Annotated in this window: 16 protein-coding genes; 1 reads left to right on the top strand and 15 read right to left on the bottom strand. The window is 67.3% G+C overall.

All coding sequences use genetic code 11. The features are described 5' to 3' along the window. Positions 1-13 precede the first annotated feature (13 nt). Positions 14-1,414: a DUF2252 domain-containing protein gene (locus ABXJ56_RS05950; RefSeq protein ID WP_353998793.1), complete on the top strand. Its 1,401-nt coding sequence runs from the start codon at positions 14-16 to the stop codon at positions 1,412-1,414. A gap of 27 nt (positions 1,415-1,441) precedes the next feature. Here the strand turns inward: ABXJ56_RS05950 and ABXJ56_RS05955 are convergent, their stop codons facing one another. The 15 genes from ABXJ56_RS05955 to ABXJ56_RS06025 all read right to left on the bottom strand — a co-directional run bounded on the left by ABXJ56_RS05955 (position 1,442) and on the right by ABXJ56_RS06025 (position 21,755). Further along, complete coding sequence (locus ABXJ56_RS05955) at positions 1,442-2,026, bottom strand: hypothetical protein (protein WP_353998794.1); 585 nt, start codon at positions 2,024-2,026, stop codon at positions 1,442-1,444. A gap of 109 nt (positions 2,027-2,135) precedes the next feature. Then, the gene (locus tag ABXJ56_RS05960; RefSeq protein WP_353998795.1) at positions 2,136-3,479 is read right to left on the bottom strand and encodes a GHKL domain-containing protein; all 1,344 of its coding nucleotides are present in this window, start codon (positions 3,477-3,479) and stop codon (positions 2,136-2,138) included. Further along, entirely contained in the window at positions 3,476-4,198 is a 723-nt protein-coding gene (locus tag ABXJ56_RS05965; protein WP_353998796.1) for a LytR/AlgR family response regulator transcription factor, read from the bottom strand. The genes ABXJ56_RS05960 and ABXJ56_RS05965 overlap by 4 nt, the downstream gene beginning before the upstream one ends. Before the next feature lie 17 nt (positions 4,199-4,215). Continuing rightward, entirely contained in the window at positions 4,216-5,271 is a 1,056-nt protein-coding gene (locus ABXJ56_RS05970) for a glycosyltransferase family 2 protein (protein ID WP_353998797.1), read from the bottom strand. Continuing rightward, positions 5,268-5,903: a hypothetical protein gene (locus ABXJ56_RS05975; protein ID WP_353998798.1), complete on the bottom strand. Its 636-nt coding sequence runs from the start codon at positions 5,901-5,903 to the stop codon at positions 5,268-5,270. The genes ABXJ56_RS05970 and ABXJ56_RS05975 overlap by 4 nt, the downstream gene beginning before the upstream one ends. Further along, complete coding sequence (locus ABXJ56_RS05980; RefSeq protein ID WP_353998799.1) at positions 5,903-8,329, bottom strand: glycoside hydrolase family 3 C-terminal domain-containing protein; 2,427 nt, start codon at positions 8,327-8,329, stop codon at positions 5,903-5,905. The genes ABXJ56_RS05975 and ABXJ56_RS05980 overlap by 1 nt, the downstream gene beginning before the upstream one ends. 70 nt (positions 8,330-8,399) lie before the next feature. Next, positions 8,400-11,357: a glycoside hydrolase family 3 protein gene (locus tag ABXJ56_RS05985; protein WP_353998800.1), complete on the bottom strand. Its 2,958-nt coding sequence runs from the start codon at positions 11,355-11,357 to the stop codon at positions 8,400-8,402. An 83-nt stretch (positions 11,358-11,440) separates the two neighbouring features. Continuing rightward, positions 11,441-11,854 carry a hypothetical protein gene (locus ABXJ56_RS05990; RefSeq protein ID WP_353998801.1) on the bottom strand — a complete coding sequence of 138 codons (414 nt, stop codon included), beginning with the start codon at positions 11,852-11,854 and terminating at the stop codon, positions 11,441-11,443. A gap of 96 nt (positions 11,855-11,950) precedes the next feature. After that, positions 11,951-14,320, bottom strand: a complete 2,370-nt coding sequence (locus ABXJ56_RS05995) for a glycoside hydrolase family 3 N-terminal domain-containing protein (RefSeq protein WP_353998802.1) — start codon at positions 14,318-14,320, stop codon at positions 11,951-11,953. Positions 14,321-14,600: 280 nt separating this feature from the next. Beyond that, on the bottom strand, positions 14,601-16,259 hold the full coding sequence (locus tag ABXJ56_RS06000; protein ID WP_353998803.1) for a fucose isomerase: 1,659 nt from the start codon (positions 16,257-16,259) through the stop codon (positions 14,601-14,603). Beyond that, a complete protein-coding gene (locus ABXJ56_RS06005) occupies positions 16,256-17,782 on the bottom strand; it encodes an FGGY-family carbohydrate kinase (RefSeq protein WP_353998804.1) in 1,527 nt (508 codons plus the stop codon). The genes ABXJ56_RS06000 and ABXJ56_RS06005 overlap by 4 nt, the downstream gene beginning before the upstream one ends. Beyond that, entirely contained in the window at positions 17,779-18,714 is a 936-nt protein-coding gene (locus tag ABXJ56_RS06010) for a ribokinase (RefSeq protein WP_353998805.1), read from the bottom strand. The genes ABXJ56_RS06005 and ABXJ56_RS06010 overlap by 4 nt, the downstream gene beginning before the upstream one ends. Next, positions 18,692-19,561: a dihydrodipicolinate synthase family protein gene (locus ABXJ56_RS06015; RefSeq protein WP_353998806.1), complete on the bottom strand. Its 870-nt coding sequence runs from the start codon at positions 19,559-19,561 to the stop codon at positions 18,692-18,694. The genes ABXJ56_RS06010 and ABXJ56_RS06015 overlap by 23 nt, the downstream gene beginning before the upstream one ends. Beyond that, complete coding sequence (locus tag ABXJ56_RS06020) at positions 19,558-21,201, bottom strand: tripartite tricarboxylate transporter permease (protein ID WP_353998807.1); 1,644 nt, start codon at positions 21,199-21,201, stop codon at positions 19,558-19,560. Before ABXJ56_RS06020 ends, ABXJ56_RS06015 begins: the two co-directional genes overlap by 4 nt. Continuing rightward, positions 21,198-21,755: a tripartite tricarboxylate transporter TctB family protein gene (locus ABXJ56_RS06025; RefSeq protein WP_353998808.1), complete on the bottom strand. Its 558-nt coding sequence runs from the start codon at positions 21,753-21,755 to the stop codon at positions 21,198-21,200. The genes ABXJ56_RS06020 and ABXJ56_RS06025 overlap by 4 nt, the downstream gene beginning before the upstream one ends. Positions 21,756-21,776: the final 21 nt, after the last annotated feature.

Raw genomic sequence — 21,776 nt, forward strand, 5'->3', positions numbered from 1 at the left:
CCACACTGACCCCATGACACCCGAACGCCCCAGCCCCGTCGCCGACGCATGGGTCGCCCCTTCGTCACTGGCGGAGCAGCTGGACGCGGGTCGCGCGGCCCGCACCGAGATGCCGCGCGAGCGGCTCGCGGAGCTCCCCGGCGGGTCGCGCGACCCGATGGCCATCCTCGACGCGCAGGACGCCTCGCGCGTGGCCGAGCTCGTCCCGATCCGTACCGCGCGGATGGCGGAGAGCCCGTTCGCGTTCTACCGGGGGACGGCCGCGCTCATGGCCGCCGATCTCGCGCGGTCCCCGTCCCCTGGCGCGGCCCTGTCGGTCGGGTCGTGCGGCGATGCGCACGTGGCGAACTTCGGCCTCTTCGCGTCCCCGCAGCGGACGCTGGTGTTCGATCTGAACGATTTCGACGAGTCGGCGTGGGCACCGTTCGAGTGGGACCTGAAGCGTCTCGTGGCGAGCATCGTGATCGCCGGGGCATCCACGTCCCGCGATGAGCAGGCGGTGACGGATGCCGCCCTCGGCGCGGTACGCACCTACGCCCGGTCGCTGCGCGCCGGGGTGCAGCGGAGTCCCCTGAAGCGCTACTACGACCATTTCGACGCCGTCGCCGCCGAGCGCGCGGTCGACGCCGAGACACGGGCAGCGATCCAGGCCGCGGTGAAGGACGCGGACCGGCGCACCTCCGCGCGAGCGGCGCGGAAGCTCACCGTCCGCGCCGAGAGCGGTCGGCTGACATTCGTCGAGCAGCCGCCGACCATGACGCACGTGGAACCCGCGATCGAGCGGAACGCCCTGGCGTTCTTCAGCGCCTACCTGGCATCGGCGAACGTCGACATCCGCGTCCTGCTGCAGAAGTACGCCATCGCCGACGTCATCCGGCGGGTCGTGGGGGTGGGGAGCGTCGGCACGCGGTGCTACCTGATCGCCCTCGAGGACGGCGACGGCAACGCCCTGATCCTGCAGGCGAAGGAGGCGGGCCCGAGCGTGCTGGTCCAGTACGGCGGTGCGGAACAGCCGTCCGGGGTCTCCCGGTACATCGAGCGGTTCCGCGACGGGGGCCGGGTCGTGGCGATGCAGCGCGTGCTGCAGGCGGTGTCGGATCCCTTCCTCGGCCACCTCTCCGGCATCCCCTCGGACATCGAGTCGGAGCGGTCGTTCTACGTGCGCCAGTTCCACGACAAGAAGGGCGGCTTCGACACCGACACCCTCGAGGACAGCTCGTTCGTCTGGTACGCCCAGGCCTGCGCGGCGACCCTCGCACGCGCCCACGGCCAGTCGCCGACCGCGGCGATGGTGTCGGGCTACGTCGGCGGCGGCCGCGTGGCGGGCGAGGCGCTCCTGGAGTGGTCGCACGCCTACGCCGCCCTCTCCCACGCCGACTGGGAGCTCTTCCGCCGCCACCGCGGCGTCGCCTGACCGGCTCAGCCCTCGCGGCGCGGGTCCTCAGGCGGCCAGCCGCATCGGTGACTCCGCCGGCGGCACCTCGGCGGTGCGCCGGAAGATGAGCTTGAAGATCGGGAAGAACACCGCGCACGAGATGAGAGCGTTGATGAGCATCGTGACGACGTCAGCCATCGCCTCGCCCGTCGCCCCGAGACCCCACGTCACGATGAAGAGCTCGTAGATCGGCGCCTTGTACACACTCTGCAGCGCCGCCGCGCCGAAAGTGATGACGACGTACGCGAGCGTGTACCAGAGGGCGGCCCACCAGGGATTCGTGTCGGACTTGAACGTGAGATTGCGTTGCGCGAAGAAGTTGACCACTTGGGCGACCGCAAGCGTGAGCTGCACGGCGAGGAAGTAGGCGAGACCACCACCCCCCTCCGGCAGCGGTCCCGCTGTGTAGTCGAAGATGTGGAACCCGGGCCCGATGGGGAACGCGCGGAAGTCGATGTTCACGAGACCGGTGAGGCCGAAGAGCGCCTTCGCGAGGGGCATGAGGATCAGCTGAAGCACGGTGACGGCGACGTTCAGCGTCGTGAACAGGATCAGCTGGGCGAGGGTCGGCCGCGCGTGCTCGAAAGCCACCCATCGTCGGAGAAGTCGTGACATCTGCTCAGCAGATCAGCCTTGCTCGCTCCCGAGCTCGCCCCTCACGCAACCTGTCATCCCAGACCGATCATCTGTCGTCGCAGACTCACACGCGCGCCTCCGCCACCGCCATCCCCGCTTCCGCGGATGCCGGGAAGAGGACCCGAAGAGAGAACCAGCGATCGTCGGATGTGACCGACAGAGCCCCGCTGTACGCGTGGGCGGCGGTTTCGATGTTGCGCAGTCCGTACCCGTGCCCCTGCCCGCGCTGTCGGGTGACGATGCGGTCGCCGTTGCGGATGACGAGGCCGTCGAAGGTGTTCTCCACGCACACCATGGTGAAGTCGTCCTGCGCGAAGACGGCGAGCTTGATCATGCGCGGTTGATCCTGGGGAAGGGTGGAGGCGCCCTCGATCGCGTTGTCCAATGCGTTGCCCACCAGCGAGGTGAGTTCCAGCGGGCGCATAAAATCGAGCAATGCCCCGTCCGCGACGACCGAGACCTCGATCCCGCGTTCGCCCGCGCGTGCCAGTTTCGCCGTGACGATCGCGTCGAGGACATGATTCCCTGTGCGCACGACCGCCCCGTAGCGTCGGATGGAATCCTCGAGATCGTCGAGCATGCGTGAGCGCGTCGAGGCGTCCTGCTCGGATCGGATCGCGTCCAGATGATGCTTCATGTCGTGGTGCTTTCGGTTCACCTCGTCGATCGACCGTCGGGTGATCTCGTACTGATCGTGCTGGCTCCGGAGCAGCTGGGCCATCGCTTCCGCGTCCCGTCGTGCCATCGCCTCCTGATGCACGCGCAGTTGGACGTGCAGGGCGATGTATCCGCAGAGGTCGACGAGGGTGCGGATGTAGAGGATCTCCGTGCCGAAGCGACCGCTGAAGGGGGTGTCGGAGCTGACGAAGCTGAGATTCGAGATCCCGAACGTGGCAACGCAGATCGCGACGGCCCCCACCAGCTGCGACCCGCTGACGTCGAAGCGCGCGCGGCTGACGAACTGTCGGCGCTCGGCGAAGAGAACGACCGCGAAGATGGCCGCGTACACCAGCAGCGCGCCGAGGGTCTGCACATCTTCGCGGAGCCGGCCGGCGTAGAAGCGATCGATCTGCCAGTAGGCGGACGCCGCGAGTTCTGCGAGGACGAACGTGCGCGCTGCGATGAAGCCGGCGCCACGGGCCGAGGTGTCGATGGCGAGGTAGCCGAAGACGTACATCGCCGCCGCCGCCGCCAGCATGCCGGGGATCCACCATGCGATCGGCAGCTGTCCCGCACCGATCTGGATACCGACGATCACGATCAGGCCGAGCGCGCAGATCGACACCGTCGCCGCCACGCCGAATCGGCGGCGCGCCATGAGGATGTAGACCACGCACGCGCCCCATTCGGCGAGCGCGGTCAGATGTCGGGGGATCTCAGCGAGGACCGGACCGGTGACATCGTTCACGATGCGATCCCGCGCGCCCCGACATGTTCGGCGAGCGCTGCGAGGAATTCCTTCTTCCGCGGCCTGCTGATCGGCAGACGCGTGCCACCGCGCACGCGACAGTCGTTGCCCTCGATGCCGGTCACGTGCCGGAGGTTGACCAGCAGCCCGTTGTGACACCGCAGGAAGTCACCGCCCTCGAGCTGCGCCTCCATCGACTTCAGCGTGGTGGCGATGCTGAAGGTCTCGTCGAGCGTGTGGACGTCGACGCGGTGCCGGACGGACTCGATGTAGCGGATGTCGTCCAGCGCGATGCGGTGGTGACCGCCACCGGTGGCCGCGAACAGCAGCTCCCTCCGGGGACGGCGGCGCAAACGGGAGAGGATGCGGGTCATCTCCTGTTCGAAGGAGGCGTACGACACCGGCTTGAGCAGATAGCTGAGCGCGCCGACCTCGTACCCGCTGACGGCGTAGTGGGGCGATGCGGTGATGAAGACGATGATCACCTCGGAGTCGACCTCGCGGATGCGTCGCGCCGCAGTCATCCCATCGACCCTCGGCATCTGCACGTCGAGGAGGAGGACGTCCCAGTCCGGACGATAGTCGGCGAGGACATCCGCACCGTCGCGGAAGGCACCCACGTGGAACGTCTCATCGTGGCTGCGCTGGAACCGATCGACGTGAGAGAGCAGACGCTCGATGGCCGTGGTGTCGTCTTCCACGATTCCGACACGGATCATCGATTCACCTCCCGCGGTCAACTGAACCCGACGACTCTGCGAGCGACATGATAAGCCAGCGTCGTCGCGCGGCGCCCCGCCTGCCCCGGCAGATTGCTCGTGGTGCCGATGAGGGTCCGACGCATGCGGGTGTACAGCCACGGGCTCTGCGATCGCACGTCTCGCCAGAAGCGATGACGCTGCTCCATGTGCGCGTGCGTCCCCCCGCGCGCAAGGGTGGCACTGGTGACGGCGCACACCCCCTCGACGTGGTGCAGAAGCGCGCGGTACAGCTGCGCCGGCACCTCACCGCGAGCGGCGGACTCGTGCGGCGGCAAGGCGGCGATCGCGAGGCGGGTGACCCGGAGCTGCTGGTCGACGCGACGCACCATGACCTCGGGGGCGACCGACTGTCCCTCCCGCCCTATGAAGTACCGGTACAGCGGAACCGGGAGGTAGCGCATGCGACGCACGTGCGCGAGCGGCTCCACGACGAACAGGTTGTCGACGTAGAACGTGTGCTCGGGCAGCACGAGGCCGCATCGACGCAGAAGAGCGGTGCGGTACACGATCGCGTGCATCATCAGCACGTGGCGTCGCCCGAACCGCTCGGTCTCGTCCCAGGTGAACGTTCGCCCGGACGGGAAGACGGTGTCGAACCGCGCGACGCGCGGTGTCTTCCCCGACCGCTCGTGGACGAAATCGGTGAAGTACGCATCCACCTCGTCGCCGGATGCCCGAAGCGCACGCAGATCGCGCAAGAGGGCGCGCAGCGCCGAGTGGTCGAGCCAGTCGTCGGCATCGAGAATCTTCACGTAGGTTCCTCGCGCGTCGGCGAGCCCCGCGTTGATCGCCCCGCCGTGCCCGCGGTTGCGCTGGTGGATGACACGCACCGCTTCCGGGTGCCGGGTGGCCCACCGATCGGCGATCGTGCCTGTGCCGTCGGTCGAGCCGTCGTCGACGACGATCACCTCGACGCCGGCGATCGCGGGCAGTCCGGTGAGCGCGCGGTCCAAGTACGCCTGCGCGTTGTAGGCCGGGACGACGAGGCTGAGCAGGGGTGTCGCCCCACCCGTCTGCGCGGGCGCGGTCACCGCGACGCGCTGTCGACCGTGTCGTCGGCGACCTCCACAGAGACCGGCACCTGCCGGAAGATGACCTTGAAGATGGGGTAGAACACCCAGAACGAGATTGCGGAGTTGATGATCATGGTGATGACGTCGGCGACCACCGATCCGGTGGACCCCCACCCCAGCGTATCCATGAAGAACTCGTAGATCGGAGCCTTGTAGAAGCCCTGGGCAGCAGCGGCGATGAAGGTGATCACGATGTACGCGATCGTGTACCACATCGCCGCCACCCAGATCGAGGTGTTCGACTTGAAGGTGATGTTCCGCTGCAGGAAGAAGTTGAGCACCTGGGCGATGAGCAGGGTGATCTGGACGGCCAGGAAGTAGGCGAGACCACCGCCACCTCCGGGGAGAGGACCCGCGGCGTAGTCGAACATGTAGTACTGGCTGCCGTCGATGTTCGACCCTACGGGCAGCACCTGGAAGCCGACGTCCGTGAGGTCGGTGAAGGTGGCGAAACCCCAGCGGAACAGCGGCATCAGCGCGAGCTGCAGGACCGTCACCCCGTTGGACAGGAGGAGGAACATCGTGAACTTCGAGAGCTCCGGATGCCGTGACTGGAAGCCCGCCCACCAACTCTTGATCGACGCGAACATCAGACGCTCCTCTTCGTGACGGCGGCCTCGAACGCCCGCTTCGTCGCTCTCTCGTCCCGGCGGCCGGCGAAGAAGGCGCCGATGACGCCTCCGAGGCCGCGCAGCGTGTGGCCGTTCACCAGCGTGAGGACGGCCGCGGTCAGCCGGCGGCCCGCCAGGCCTCCGCTCATCTTGTGGATCACCCGGAACGGTCCGTTCAGCAGGAACAGGATGTTCAGATCCGGATCGCCCGACGCCTCCGCTTTCCGTCTACGCCCGTCGAGGAGGCGGAAGCCGAAACGGGCGAGAGGACTGCGGGCACCCGCGAGACGATCCATCGGATCGTTCTCTCCGAGCGGCCCGTCGCCCCAGCCGGACGGCGGAAGCGTGCGCCCGAGCAGCCGAGTGAATGCCCGGTCGTCGACTTCGCGAAGCTTCGCGGGCCGGTCCGGGGCATCGAGCAGGGGAAGCACCACCCCATCCCGCTCGATCATCGCACGCAGAGGCAGGTCCCGTACGTTGCGCCCGACGGCGATCTCGTACGTCCCGCGCTCCTCACGCCAGCTGTCGCTGCCGACGTCGAAGAAGCGGAAGGTGCGCGCTCCGAACGGCAGCCTCACCCGGGTGGACGATCCGGGTGCAAGGCGCACTTTCGCGTAGCCCTTGAGCTCGCGGATCGGGCGGACGACTCCACTCGCATCGCGGCGCCCCACGTACATCTGGACGACCTCACTGCCGGCTCGACCGCCGGTGTTCGTCACGGTCACGCTCGCACCGTGCTCGTCGACGACGAGATCCGACAGTGAGAAGGTCGTGTAGCCGAGCCCGAAGCCGAAGGGGAAGGCGACCTGAATCTCTGCGGTCTCGTACCAGCGGTACCCCACCATGAGCCCTTCGCGGTACTCCGCTGTGCGTGCGGTGCTGGGGAAGGAACCGTCGGCGGGCGTGTCTGCGAGGGAGATCGGCATCGTCTCGGCCAGGCGACCTCCCGGCTCCGTCGCGCCCGTGAGCACATCGGCCACTGCTTCGCCGCCCGCTTGGCCCCCGAGGTAGGCGTGAACGAGAGCGGCGGTGTGGCTGACCCACGGGGTCTCGACCACTCCACCGGCGCTCAGCACGACGACGGTGCGGGGATTGACGGCATGGACAGCGCGCAGGAGCTCCACCTGAGCCCGCGGCAACGCCAGGGACGCGCGATCCATGCCCTCGGACTCGGCGATCTCAGGCAACCCGAGCATCAGAACCGCGGTCTCGGCCGTCCTCGCCAACGCGACGGCCTCCTCGACGAGCGCCGGGTCGCTGCCTCCGTCTCGCCGGAAGCCGTCCACGACCCCGACGACCGACAGATCCGTGGCCTCGAGTGCCGCGGACAGCGTGGTCACCCGCGTCGCGTTGACGAGGGAGGATCCCGCCCCCTGGTAGCGAGGCACGGTGGCGAATGCACCGATCACCGCCACGCTCGTCCCCGCGCGCATCGGCAGGATCGCGCCCTCGTTGCGCAGGAGGACGGTCGACTCGCCGGCCGCCCGGCGCGCGAGGGCGTGATGCGCGGCCTCGTCGGCCACGGCCCGGGTCGCCCCGCCGACACGGCGGACCAGCTCGATGACCTCGCCCACGCGCGCATCAAGATCCTCGAGCGGCAGACGGCCCGACTCCACCGCGGCGATGATCTCCCGCGCCGAGTCGAAGCCGGGGGACGGCATCTCGAGCGTCCCGCCGGCCGCCACCGCCGCGACCGCGTCGTTGCTGCCGCCCCAGTCGGAGATCACCGCGCCGTCGAAGCCCCACTCGTCCCGGAGGACGTCCTTGAGGAGATGCGGATTCTCGTGGGCGTACACACCGTTGACGAGGTTGTAGGACGACATGATCGCCCACGGGTCCGACTCCCGGACGACGATCTCGAACGCCGTCAGATAGATCTCACGCAGCGTCCGTTCGTCTACCACCGAGTCGCTGACCATCCGGCGCAGCTCCTGGCTGTTCGCTGCGAAGTGCTTCGGCGTGGCGGCGACCCCGGCGGACTGGATGCCGCGCACGTATGCGGCGGCGAGCCGCCCCGAGAGCTCAGGGTCCTCGGAGAAGTACTCGAAGCTGCGCCCGCCCAATGGGCTGCGCTTGATGTTCAGGCCGGGCCCGAGAAGGACACCCACGCCCTGCGCGGCCGCCTCCGCCCCGAGCGCCGCACCGATCTCCCCCGCGAGGTCTTCATCCCAGCTGCCGGCCACCGTGGCGGCCGTCGGGAAGCACGTGGCCGGTTCGGAGCCGTTGATCCCGAGGTGGTCGGCGGATCCCGCCTGCTTGCGCACGCCATGCGGTCCGTCCGCGAGCCAGACAGGCGGGAGACCGAGCCGTTCGACGGCACGGGTCTGCCAGGTGTTCGCGCCGCTGAGGAGAGCGGCCTTCTCCAGCAGGCTCAGCTCGGCGACGATCGCGCGGGTGTCGTTCACAGGGGATCTTTCTCGAAGGGGAGGTGTGGGTGCCGGGTGGGCGAGCAGACGTCCGACCCGGCACCCACGGTCAGGAGGCCGCCCGTGCGCGCGCGTGGCGGCGGACGCGGAGCGTGATCATGACGATCGCGCCCAGCACGAGCAGAGCCACGACGCCGGTGATGATGTACTGCCACACCACCCATGCCGGCGGCGTGTAGGCGACGGTGGCACCCGGGGCAAGACCGTTCATGGCGTTGGAGTTGGCGACTGCGAAGAGGATGTTGTGGGTTGCCGTGCGGATATCCGTGACAGCCTTGGCCGAGGATGTGTCGTTGAACGACTTCGACGGCTGGAAGGTCAGCATCAGATCCGACCCCGCATGGATGCCCTCGTTCGGGTTCATGTAGGGGTAGAGATTGAAGTCGGTGATGGCGAAGCCCTCGAATCCCCACTCGCCGCGGAGAACGGTGTCCATCAGCGGGACCGAACCTCCGGCCCACACCGCGCCGATCCGGTTGAACGAGCTCATCATTCCGGCAGCGCCGATGGTGGTCTCCGCGCGGGTCCCCGCGTCGTCCGCGAGGTAGCCGACATCCATGGTGATGTTCTTCACGCCCATCTCGAAGGGCTTCAGGTAGATCTCTCGGATGGTCTGCTCGGTGGCCCACGTCGCGATGCCGTTGTTGACCCGATTGGTCTCCTGTTCGTTCATCGCGTAGTGCTTGATGAGGGTGTAGACGCCCTTGGTGCCGACGCCGTTCGCCACTGCCGTGAGCATCGCGCCCGAGAGCACCGGGTCCTCCGAGTAGTACTCGAAGTTGCGCCCGCCGAAGGGCGACCGGTGCAAGTTGACCGCCGGGGCGTACCAGCCGTTGATGTTCTTGAAGATCGCCTCGTTGCCGAGCATCACGCCCATCAGCGCGCCGAGCTCCACGTCCCACGTCTGCGCGATGAGGACCTGGGAGGGGTAGGCGGTGCCGTTGATGGAGGAGTTGATGAAGGACGAGAACCCCGCCGGGCCGTCCGGCTCCAACGTCTGCGGCTTTCCGATGGATCCGATCGCGGCGGTCTGGTAGGCGCCGTTCAGAAGCATCGCAGACATGTCCGCGACCGACATCGAGTCGAGCAGCTCCTGCCACTGGGGGTCGTCTTTCGCGAGACCGCGCATGTCGATCAGCGAGAGGTCCGTCCCGGCACCGGTCGCGGGCATCTCTCCGTCGAACTCGGCCGCCGCGGCTTCGTGGTCCCACGGCTCGAACGCGGCCGCGACCGCCTCGTCCGCGACCAGCAGATCGCCGGTCGGCGCCGTGGGGAAGGTCCCCGCGAAGTCGTCGCGGGAGAACACCGGAACCTTGCCCGACTCCCCCTCGGTGGTGAACCGATCGGACACGTCGTCGAACTGATTGGTCGTCTCGATGAGATCCGATGCGCGGTGATCGTCACCGGAGTAGACGACGTCCTCCGTCACGGGGTAGACGAAGGGTTCGGTCCCGGGAGCGACCGTGTGAGAGTTCGTCCGCGCGGTGATCTGGTACTCCCCCGCCTCGAGGACGTAGGCCCGCGCATCCAGGTAGTCGTAGGACGCCATGTCCTCGACGGCGATCTCGATGGTCACGGCTTCGCTCGCGCCGGGCTCGATGACCCCCGTCTTGGCGAACCCGCCGAGGACCACCGAGGCCTTCTCGATGCCGCCACGCGTGTACGGCGCGGAGTAATACAGCTGCACGACGTCCCGGCCGGCGACGCCCCCCGTGTTGGCCACCTCGACGGTGACGGCGATCGTGCCGTCGACATCACCGGCAACGGTGTCGACGATCGACCAGGTGAAATCGGTGTAGCTCAGCCCGTAGCCGAAGGGGTAGACCACGGCCTCGTCGTAGTCGATGAACCCCTCCGCCGCCGCGGTCTCGTAGTAGCGGTAGCCGAAGTAGATGCCTTCGGCGTAGTCCACGAAGGTCGCCTCGTCGGTGACGTCTGCGTTCGACGTGGCCGACTCCGTGACCGGGACCGGATACGACGGAGCGAGATTCGTGTACTGGAAGGACCCGAAGTTCGCGAAGGTCGGGTCGGCGGTGAAGTCCGCCGCCCAGAGGTCGACGGTGCGACCGGACGGATTGACGTCTCCGACGAGAATGCTGCCCAGAGCGTTGAAGGCGCTGGCACCGGGCGAGCCGGCGAGGAGGATCGCGTCAATGCCGGGGTCGCGCTGGAGGTCGCCGAGCTCGAGGGTCGTCGAGGCGTTGACGACGACGACGACGGTCTCGAAGTTCTCCTTCGTCAGTTCGAGGAGTTCACGCTCGTCCTGGTTGAGCTCGAGCTGGTGCTGTCCCGGCTGTGCGTTGTCGTCCCATCCCGACATGTCCTGCGTCAGGTCACCGCCCTCGCCTCCCGGGCGGCCGATCACCACCACTGCCGCGTCGTCGAACTCGCTGAAGGAGTCGGCCTGGGTCGCGTACTGCGCGGCCGGGAGCTCGCCGATGTCGTACGTCGAGATGTCAGGACGGTCCATCTCGATGTAGCCCCGCGGGTTCTCCGCGGCGAACCCCGCGATCACGCTGTAGACCGCATCATTGACCCGCAGTCCCGCGTTCTCGAGCCCCTGACGCGCATTGACGGCGGAGTTCGTGTCGACCGAGCCGGAGCCCGAGCCGCCGAAGACAGGATCCGCTGCCGCTCGCCCCATCATCGTGACAGCCGACCCCGCGGCGAGCGGCAGAGCCGCGCCCTCGTTCTTGGCGAGCACGATCCCGCCTTCGCCGATGTCCTCGACGAGGTCCACCGCGGCCGCGTTGACGGCGTCAATGTCGTCGTAGTCCGCGGAGTAGTACGTGGTGTCCCAACCCTCCGATTCCTCGGAGTTGGTGAAGGTGTAGGTGCCGGAGCCGAGCTGGGATGCAACCCACCCGCCGGCGATGTTCAGCGCGAGATTGACCACAACGGTCAGGATGACGACGACAGCGAGGATCGGGATCCAGATCGCCAGGTACTTCTTGTTGGACATCGGCGCCTTGACGGCGGCTCCGTCCGGGGAGGGTCCTGTCTTCACGGTGTGATTCCTTGGGGGATGCGATTCGGCCGGGAGGGAAGGTCCCGCGCCGGGCGAGCGAAACGACCGGCGCGGGACATCGATCAGTCGGAGACCTGCGAGATGGCGCCGTCCTGATCGATCTGCCAGGTCTCACCCGACGCAGCCGACTCGGCCTCGATCACGTAGCGTCCGTCATCGATGGTGACCGTTCCGGTGACCTTCTCAGCCGCATCGGACTTCACGAACGGCATCACGAGGAGCCCGTACTTCTGGGTGGGCTGCGTCACATCCCCAGCGAGCATGACCTGCGACCAGTCCGGGTTCTCGGCAAGGGCGTCTTCGACGGCCTGACGGGCGGTTTCCAGGTCCGTGGCGACATCACTGGTCGCCGACTGGGCGGTACCGGCACCGTCCGAGGTCGGGCCGCCGTCGCTCGAGCATCCGGCGAGCCCGAACGCTCCCGTGAGGAAGACGACGCTTGCCAGCACGCCGGCGCGGATCTTGCTGCTGTTCATTTCTCTGCTCCTCTGTTCCTTCTTCTCAGGGGCGACCATGCGCCTCTGAGGCCTCCGGACCACCGGACGCACGAGGCGTCCGGTGGCCGTCTCGCCCTACTCGGCGATCGATCCCGCGTAGTTCAGCCCGAAGCCGAACTTCCAGTCGTTTCCTGCCGCGTCGACGTAGGTCGTCATGTCCTCGCCGACGTCCTCCTGCTGAGCCTCCACGGCATCCATGTCGATCGGGAATCCGATCGGCAGGCGTCCCTGGGGCTCGTAGCCGCCGGTCGCGACGGTGAGGGTGGCCTGATCACTGACGCCGAATCCGACCAGCACCGCATCCGACTGCGCCTCGAACTCGGCCGGAACGACCGGGTTGTTCGCCTTGACGACGGTGATCACCGGGATGTCGACGCCGGCATCCGCGATCGCGGTGATCGCGCGGTTGAACGCGTCGATGTCCGCGGCATTCGAGATGCGGGACGTGTTCCCGACATAGGAGCGGTTCTCCTTGCTTCCGTCCGCCATCATGTCGCCGCCGATGGAGGTGATCCGCACGTTCTCACCGTCAGCGGTGTACGGCGCCCACTGGAGCGAGAACGGGTACCACTCGCCGGTTTCCGCATCCACGCCCGCCGCCGAGAAGGGCTCCCCGTTGTTGGGTGAACGCAGACCGACGAACACACCGTCGACGTCCGAAAGGTCGGGTGCCGTCATCGAGATGACCTTGCCCTCGTCGTCGTACTCGACGGTGTCGGTGACGACCGTGCCGAAGAACTCCTCCGCGACCTCGAGGTTGAGCGTCGCGCCCTCCGTGTAGGCGGGCGGACCGAACAGGCCCGCGTGACCGAGATCGAAGGTGTGCGGGATGTAAACGGTCTTGTCGGACCAGTCGGCATCCGCCGCGATGACACCGTCGTTCTTCAGCATGACGACCGAGTCGAGCTGCGCGGCGAAACCCGCCTCTACGTTCGCATCGCTGCCGACGACCTCGAGAGACCGATCGAGATCGACGAACGGGCTGTCGAACAGGCCCGGTGCGAAGTAGGCAGTGAGGATCCGCGCACCGGATTCCGTCCACCGCGTGTCCGCATCGATCTCTAGCTCGCCTGCCTCGAAGCGCTCCTGCCACAGGTCGTAGGCCGCGAGGATGTTCGTGGCGTCGTTGACACCGCCGAACATGTCCACGCCGTTGTTCAGCACGGCGAAGTAGCGCTCGACGGGCTCCATGTCCTCCGCGCCCCACGCGGTCGCGATGAAGGCCTCCGGGTCGTTCGAGCCGACCATGACCCCCCAGTCGGTCACGATGGCACCGGTGAAACCGAGATCATCGCGGATGTACGACAACGCGTCGCCGTTGTAGGCCGTGCCGACGGGCTCGTCGCCGAGAACGGGGTTGCCGTCGGCATCCAGCACGATCGAGTAGTTGGTCATCATGCCGAGGGAGTCCTTGGCGGCCGCGAACACTGAGGCGTGCTCGTCGAGGTTGCCGCCCGGGAAGACGGCGTACTTGCCGACGTTCGTGTGCGATTCGCGGCCGCCCTCGCCAGCGCCGTCGCCCGGCGCGTGCTTGATGGTCGTGGGCACCGAGTCCAGGCCCCAGCCGAGGTTCTCCCCGTCCTCGCTGTAGGTGCTCTGGAATCCTTCGACATACGCTGCCGCGAGGGACTGGGCGAGCTCGGCATTCTCCCCGAGGGTGCCCGAGACGCGGAGCCATCGGGGCTCGGTGGCGAGGTCGATCTGCGGGCTGAGGGCGTTGGAGATGCCGAGCGCGCGGTACTCCTGCGAAGCGACGCGACCGAACTCCTCGATCGTCTCCGGCGAGAAGGTGGAGGCGAGCCCCAGGACCGACGGCCAGAGCGAGACTCCGGTCGACTCACCCGTATAGCTCGAGCCCGACTGAGCCTCCGACCGAGGGTCCGAGGAGAAGTTCGCCGGGATATAGGGCGCATCCGCACTCGTCAGAGTCTCGACGTGCGCCTGGACCTCGTTGACCCACGTGACGTTCTCTTCGACGTCGGAACCGCCGGCGTTCAGCACGTTCCGCAGGTGGGAATCTTCGAGATAGGTCTTCTGGGCGTCGGTGAGCCCGTCTCCCGGCGAACGCTCGTGGGAGCTGAACAGCATCAGCCCCGAGATCTGCTCGGCAGAGAGGGTCTCGGCATAGGCAGCCGCACGCTCGCTCGCGTCGAGTCGCCAGTCCTCGAAGTCGTCGAGCTCGCCGTTTCCGTTGAAATCCTTGAAGGCGAGGGTCGAACCGTTGTCGTCCACCTCGACCAGTTCGATCGGTCCGTCAGCGGCGTAGGAGAGTGTTGCGCCGCCACCGGGGTTGGACACCACGACGAAGTCCGTCGTGCCGTCCGACGCCTCACGCGTGGTGTAGTCCGCGCTTTCTGCGCTCTCGGATCCGAACGTGCATCCCGTGAGTGTGACCGCAACGCCGACCGCCGTGATCGTTGCGATGCCTTTCTTTGGCAGGGCCATCTTTGGCCAATCCCTTCCTCATCGACAACACCCGCGCGCGTAGTTGCGCTCGAGCGCGAGCCCCGACACTGGGGCCCCGTCTCCCCGTAAGTGCCGGATCGCGATGCGATCGCACGCCGTACGTTCGCGGGAGACGACACGAGATTTCCACGGACGCGGGTCGCCGACCGCGGTCGATGCACGATCGGTCGTTTCTGCCGCATGGACTGTCGAGAGCACGACATCCGCGCGACTTTTCGTGACCTAACCGTGATGACGGCGGCGGGGAAGGAAGGTGAGGTCAGCCCTCGCGGCGCGGGTCCTCCTCCAAGATCGAGACCCGGCCGACCACATTCACCACGATCCCCATCCGGTCGAACATCGCCGCCTTGGCAAGAAGGGCCCGGTCAGCGAGGTCTGCGCTGGGGGCGTAGACCATCTGGACGTGGTTCGCCTTGTGTCGCGCCATGAATTGGTCGCGACTCACGTCGTGCAGAACCACGTGAGCGATGGGCCACTCCGGGTTCGTCGCCTGCTTGCGACGCTGTGTCTCCTCTTCCGGGAGTTCGATGACGGAAGCACGGAACACATCAGCCTGCAGGATGCCATCGGCGATGAAGACGCGCGACAGCACGACTTCCCCCGGCATGCTGACGCCGTTGATCGTCGCCCCGCCGGCGGGGAAGAACACGTGACCTTGACGCCACCCCTCCGCCTTGTCCCAGCCGCCCAGGTGGGACGCGGGCACCGAACCGGAGATTTCGTAGACCCAGACGAAATCGTCCCCGTACTGCTCCCCCCATCGCACGTCGTGCAACGTGTTGTCGGGGACGAGACCCATCGCCGTCCACACTCTGTCGGTGACCAAGGCATCGACGGCCACACCCTCGTCCGCCTCATTGAAGTGCGGAAACGCGCGGCCCGCGAAGAGCTCGCGCCGCCCGTCGCGGGAGAAGACGGGAGGGCGCTCCGTGGAGTTGAGGATGCCTTCGGCGAGGTCGGATGCCGGCACGAGATCCTTCAGCCCCTGCTGGTACTGGATGCCGACGGCATCCAGGCCGAAGTCGTCGGCGATCCGGAGGGCGGCGATGTACATCTTGAGCTGCCACTGGACCTGGTCACGCGTCAGTTCGGTGGCGGAATCACTCCCGTAGACGAAAGTCATGCCACGGTCGATCAGCCAGTCGTGCGCGGCGTCCGCCTCCGGGTCGGTCACCGTGAGCATCTCGGCGTACAGGGCCGACTGAGAGAGGCGCTCCTTGTAGATACCGGTCGCGTTGAGGAGTTCGTCGTCGAAGATCGCGTTGTACATTCCCATGCAGCCCTCATCGAACACCCCGATGATCGCCTTGTCCCGGAGCATCTGATCGCCGAGGGCCTGGCCGAGCGCGACCTCGGCGGTGTCCGGCAGGGGAGGAAGCGCACGCACATGCGACGCGTCGTGGCGGATGCGCCCGGTCTCGGTCCATTCGCGCAGGCCGCTCCTGAACCACTCGTCGGTGAAGTCGACAGACCAGAGGGTGGAGTAGCCCTTGCCCATCTTCGTCAGACCCGCGTTGAGTCCGAGGAGGCCCACCAACCCCGGCCATTCCCCAGCGAAGTTCGCGACCGTGAGGATCGGACCGCGGTGGGTGCGCAGACCTGCAAGGACATGATGCGAGTACTGCCATACCGCCTCAGCGACGATCAACGGGGCATCGTCGGGGATGTTCTTGAACACCTCGAGTCCCATCCGCTGACTCGAGATGAAGCCATGGCCCGTCTCCGGGTCGACATCGTTCGCGCGGATGACCCGCCAGCCGAGTTCGACCAGGACTGCGGTGACCGCTGACTCGAGTTCGACCTGTGTGGGCCAGCCCGCCACGTTGGCAGACTCGCGCAGATCGCCCGAAGCGATGAGGTATGCGGTCCTCGGGTCGCTGACGGGACGTTCGGCGACGGCGGGGAAGGTGTAGCTCATGGTGTCTCCAGACGGATCGGGGCGGAGCCGCGCTGGCGGGCAGCGAGGGCGTGGGTGATGTGCCTTGTGGCGGGGTAGAGGTCGAGGTACATCGCGTACAGCTCGTCATAGGCGGAACGGGAAGCCGGATCCGGGATGATCTTCTGAGCCGTCGGGTTCCATGCGTCGATGCAGGGCGGACGCCCGCTCTCGGACGCAACCACGCCCGCGGCGAGGAAGGCGGCACCGTAGCTTGCTCCGAGCGTGACGGTCGGGATCTCCTGAATGAGACCCGTCACGTCCGAGACGATCTGTAGCCAGAGCCGAGCCTGCGTCCCGCCGCCGACAGCGACGACGCGGCGGATGTCGGCACCCGCGGCGCGCATCGTCTCGACGTTGTGTCGCACACCGAACGCCGTCGCCTCCAGCGCCGCGCGATACAGGTCGCCTCGGCCATGGTCGAGAGTGAGACCGGCGACCACACCTCGAGCGTCGGGATCGAGAATCGGCGTCCGCTCGCCGGAGAAGTAGGGCAGCATCAGGAGACCTCGAGCACCGATACCTGAGGCCTGCGCTTCCGCGAGGAGGCGCGCGTAGTCGGATGCGGTGAGGTCCTTCACCCAATCGGTCAGGGCACCCGACGCGGCAAGTCCTCCGGCGAGGTTCCGGGTACCGGGGAATGCTCCTGCGGTCGTCCACATCGACGGGGTGCGCAGAGCGACCGGGCCGGTCGCGATGAGGAACAACGTCGTTCCGTACATCAGCATGAGGTCGCCCTCGCCGTGCCCTCCGACGCTCACTGCTTCCGTCCAGGCATCGATCGTCCCGGTGATCACCGGGGTCCCGGCGGGGATGCCGGTCTGCTCGGATGCCTCAGGGCTGACCACCCCGGCGGTCTCGCCCGACCACCGCAGCTCGGGCTGCTCGATGCCGGGCGCATAGCGAGCCCACATCCCGTCATGCCAACCCTCGGCCTCCACGTCGTAGAGCGGCGTGGTCTGGCTGGCCGATTGATGGTCGAGCACATATGCACCGGTGAGCTGATGGGCCAGCCAGGACGCGGGCATGAAGAGTCTTCGAGCCCGCGCGTAGACCTGCGGCTCTTCTTCGGCGATCCAGCTGATCTTCGGGCCGGCAGCCTGAGAGCTCAGGCGGGATCCGCCGACGCGCACGATCTCGTCTTCGCCGATCTCGTCCGTGAGCCGGTCGATCTGCGCGGCGGCACGCGTGTCCACTCCGTAGAGGATGGCCGGTCGAACGGGGCGGTTCCTCGCATCGGTCAAGAGGACACATGGTCCCATACCGCTGACGCCGACGGCGGCGATCTCACGCCCAGTAGACGCGGGGTGCTCCATAAGCCGGTGTACGAGCTCGACGAACTCCGCCCACCACGTCAGCCCCTCCATCTCGACCCAACCAGGGCGGGGACGTTCGACAGCATGGCGGACGCTCACCGACGCGATGACCCGCCCGGCCCCGTCGACGAGGACACCCTTGCTGCTGGACGTGCCGATATCGACGCCCAGGGTGACGGGGGCGCTCATCGATCGGTCTGGATCGGTGCCGGTGCTCCGTCGAACTCGGCGCGCAGCGGCATCGAGGCGGCTGCTCCCTCGCGGGTGACGGCGAGAGCGCCGGCGCGTGTCGCCGCATCCATAGCGTCGCCGAAGTCACGACCTTCAGCGAGCATCGCGACGAGGACTCCTGCGAACGTATCGCCCGCGCCGGTCGTGTCGACCACGTCCACGGCGACTGCGCGGATCTCCCGGGCGATCACCCCATCCTGCGCGAGAAGCGCGCCGCGTGCGCCGAGGGTGACGACCACGCGACCGGCTTCCCGACTCAGAATCTGCGCGGCAACGTGCGGATCGTCCGTAGCCGCGAGCGACACCGCCTCGATCTCGTTGGCGATCAGGATGTCGCAGAGCTCGATAAGGTCTCGCACGCCCTCGACGACAGGAGCCGGTGTCAAGACGGTCGCGACGCCATGAGCACGGGCGACCTTCAGCGCCTCCTCCACGAGTCGGATCGGGCGCTCGAGTTGTACGACCAGGTAGGTCGCGCGGGCGATCGCCGCTCGATCCTCTTCACTCAGCTCGGACGCCGCGTTCGCCCCTGCAACGACCACGATGGAGTTCTCGCCGTCGTCCGTGACCGTGATGGACGCGACGCCCGTCGCTTCCGTCACCACCGACACCCCGCGGGTGTCGACATCCTGCTCTGCGAGGAATGTCCGCAGGCGCACTCCGAAGTCATCGTCGCCGACAGCTGCGAGAAGCCCGACGCTCGCCCCTGCGCGGGCGGCAGCGACAGCCTGATTGAGGCCCTTCCCGCCTGCTCCCGAGCCGAAGCTCTTGCCGAAGACGGTCTCGCCTGGACGCGCGGCCCGGGTCTGCCGGATGACGAGGTCCATGTTCGCGCTGCCCAGCACGACTACCGCGGGGGAGCTCACCTCAGCGGTACTCGGCGACGACACGCTCGATCTCCTGCATGGCCCTCGCGTCGGGCTCCGTCAACGCCATTCGGCAGACGCCGTCGGCGATGCGCATGATTCGGTACGCCGCCTTCATTCGAGCCATGTCGCCTCCGATGACGGCGACGACATCGTCGACAGCGCTCTGAGCAGCGGCGACCTCCTCGGCGGATCCGGTCGCCGCCGCAGCGGCGAGGGCACGGAACGGGCGTGGGAGGACGGAGGACACGCCGGAGACCACCCCGTGCGCGCCGACCGCTCCTGCTGCGATGAGGTCTTTGTCCGCACCGGTGTAGATGATGAACTCCTGCGGAACGACTTCGCGATATGCGGCGATGTCCTCCAGCGACATCTCGCTGATCTTGGCTCCGACGACGTTGGGCAGCTGGGCGAGACGACCCAGCAGCGCGGGGCTCACGGCGATGCCGCTGCGCTTCGGGTAGATGTACACGTAGAGATCTCCGGTGCCCACGGCCTCCGATATCGCGACGAAGTAGTCATACACGGCGTCCTCCGATACGGAGAGGTAGTACGGGGTGAGAGCCGCGAACTCGGTCGCGCCGAGTTCGCGCGCGACCTCGACGCGGCGCACCGCCTCATAGGAGCTCGGCTGACCCACGTGCACGATGACACGCATATGAGGAGCGAGGTGATCCATCGCCGCCTTGGTGATCTCAGTGAACTCCGCGTCATCGATGGCGGGGAACTCCCCGGTGGTGCCGAGGACGAAGGCGCCCTCGTTTCCGGACGCGGCGACGTACCGGAAGATCTCCGCCGTCCCTTCGGCGTCGAGGGAGCCGTCGCGGCGGAAGCTCGTCGGGATGGCTGTGACGATGTCACGACGGATCACTTCTTCTTCTCCTTATTCGTGCGGCGAGGCGAGGGAACCTCGTCGCCTTCGTACGTGCGCACGATCCCGGTCTTGGGGTCGGGCATGGCGTCGAACACGCGATGCTTCTCCTCGATGTCAGCCACGGTGGCGTCGTCCAGGATCGAGTCGGCGAACGATCCCTTCGTCCCGGTCCGGGCCTTTCTGATGACTGGAACCACGATCGACAGGACCGCGAGGATGAGCAGCGCGATCGCGATCGGGCTCACGACCTCGAAGAACGGTCGCGTCGGCAGGATCGCGAGGGTGCGCGAGAGGTTCTCTTCAGCGAGCGGCCCCAGGAGCAACCCCAGCACGACAGGCCCCGCCGGCACCGAGAGGCGCTTGAGGAGGAGACCGATCACGCCGAAGACGAGCATCGTGATCACCGTCGACAGGCTGTTGGAGGTTGCGTAGGTGCCGATGATGCAGAAGACGAGGATGCCGCTCCATAGGTACGGCCGCGGGACGTCGAGGAGCTTCACCATTCCACGCATCCGCACGAGGCTGAGCGCAAGCGCGAACACGGTGGCGATCAGCATGATCCCCGTGATCGAGACGACGAGATCGGGTCGCTGCGAGAACAGGGTGGGGCCCGGGGTGATGCCCCAGATGATCATCGAGCCGATCATCACCGCCATCACCGAGTCCCCCGGGATGCCGAGGGCCATGGTCGTCGTCAGTGAGCCGCCGAGCGTCGCGCTGGAGGCCGTGTCAGACGCGGTGATCCCCTCGATCGATCCCTTACCGAACTGATCGGGATTCTTGGAGACCTTGCGAGCCCGCTCCCAGCCGATGAGACCGGCGATGTCGCCACCGGCGGCCGGTACGAGACCGACACCCAGGCCGACTCCGCCCGAGACGGCGAGTGCGCGCCGGGTCTGTCGCATCTCTGCGCGGTTGGGCCACCAGCGACCGAGGCTGGAGATCGGGCGTACTTTGCTCGGCGCGTGCGTCAAGAGCTGGTCGAACAGCTCGGCGATGCCGAAGAGCCCGATGATGACTGCGATGAAGTTGAATCCCTCGACGAGCTCGAGGACACCGAAGGTGAACCGCTGATCCGCTGTCGCCGCGTACGTTCCGACCGTCCCCAGCATGAGCCCGAGCAACCCCGCGAGGATGCCCTTGAGCATCGACTTCGACGAGATGCCGATCATGATCGCGATGCCGAAGACGACCAGCGCGAATAGCTCGGGGGATTTGAAGTAGTCCCGAGCGAACGAGGCCACGGGGACGGCAGCGACGGCGAAGAGAACGAGGGAGGCGAGGATGCCGATCGCTGACACGATGGCCGAGATCGTGAGCGCGAGGCCCGCACGCCCTTGCTTCGCCATCGGGTACCCGTCGAGGGTGGTCGCAATCGATGCGGGTGTCCCCGGGGTGTTCACGAGGATCGCGGGCACTCGGTCGCCGAAGTTCGCTGCGACGTAGATCGTCAGCAGGACCGCGAGGCCCTGCACGGGTTCGAGGGTCATCGTGAAGCCGGCAGCGAGGGCGACAGCCATTGTCGCGGTGATCCCCGGGAAAGCGCCCACGAGGAACCCGAGCGCGAGCCCGATGAGCATGTACAGGAGGACGGAGACGTCGAGAAGCGCTCCAACCCCGTCGAAGAGTGCGTTCATAGCGGGACCCTCAGCAGCATTCCGAACAGGACATAGATGAATCCGGTGACGAGAGCCGGGTACAGGATGAGACCGAGCCACTTCCGCTGCCCGTAGACGAGCATGAGAGCGATCATGAAGAGAGCGGTCGCGATCGGGAACAGCTCGATGCGATATCCGAGCAACACGACCGATGACACGGTCCATGCGCCGACGTACAGCAGGGTCAACGCGCTCGTCAGGACGACGCGGGCCACCCCGTACGGCTGAATCGCCTCGATGTCCTCCCGCGAGAGCGGTGGACGCAGGAGCGCGATCACGAGGAGCGCGACGGCGACCGCCACTGCACTCACCCCCAGAACGGTGGGCCAGAATCGTGCGTCGATCTGTCCCGCCGCCGCCTCCTGACGAAGCGGGATCCTCGTCGCCAAGGCGAGGTAGCCGCCGCTGATGGCCAGGGCCACCAACGCGAAGGCGATCTCCAGGGGGCGGGAAGCCCGAGCAGGTGCGTGGTCGTCGTGCATGCCCGTGGCGGGATCAGCCGCCGCCGGGACACGGGAATCCGGTGAAGTCATCTTCCGCTTCTTCCGCCGTGG

The sequence above is a fragment of the Microbacterium aurantiacum genome (genome assembly GCF_040532595.1).
GTDB classification, from domain to species: domain Bacteria; phylum Actinomycetota; class Actinomycetes; order Actinomycetales; family Microbacteriaceae; genus Microbacterium; species Microbacterium chocolatum_B.

Coding starts and splice junctions, on each gene's coding strand:
- ABXJ56_RS06020 (WP_353998807.1), bottom strand. CDS start 21,201: ATGAACGCACTCTTCGACGGGGTTGGAGCGCTTCTCGACGTCTCCGTC.
- ABXJ56_RS06005 (WP_353998804.1), bottom strand. CDS start 17,782: ATGAGCGCCCCCGTCACCCTGGGCGTCGATATCGGCACGTCCAGCAGC.
- ABXJ56_RS06000 (WP_353998803.1), bottom strand. CDS start 16,259: ATGAGCTACACCTTCCCCGCCGTCGCCGAACGTCCCGTCAGCGACCCG.
- ABXJ56_RS05995 (WP_353998802.1), bottom strand. CDS start 14,320: ATGGCCCTGCCAAAGAAAGGCATCGCAACGATCACGGCGGTCGGCGTT.
- ABXJ56_RS05950 (WP_353998793.1), top strand. CDS start 14: ATGACACCCGAACGCCCCAGCCCCGTCGCCGACGCATGGGTCGCCCCT.
- ABXJ56_RS06025 (WP_353998808.1), bottom strand. CDS start 21,755: ATGACTTCACCGGATTCCCGTGTCCCGGCGGCGGCTGATCCCGCCACG.
- ABXJ56_RS05965 (WP_353998796.1), bottom strand. CDS start 4,198: ATGATCCGTGTCGGAATCGTGGAAGACGACACCACGGCCATCGAGCGT.
- ABXJ56_RS05975 (WP_353998798.1), bottom strand. CDS start 5,903: ATGTTCGCGTCGATCAAGAGTTGGTGGGCGGGCTTCCAGTCACGGCAT.
- ABXJ56_RS05990 (WP_353998801.1), bottom strand. CDS start 11,854: ATGAACAGCAGCAAGATCCGCGCCGGCGTGCTGGCAAGCGTCGTCTTC.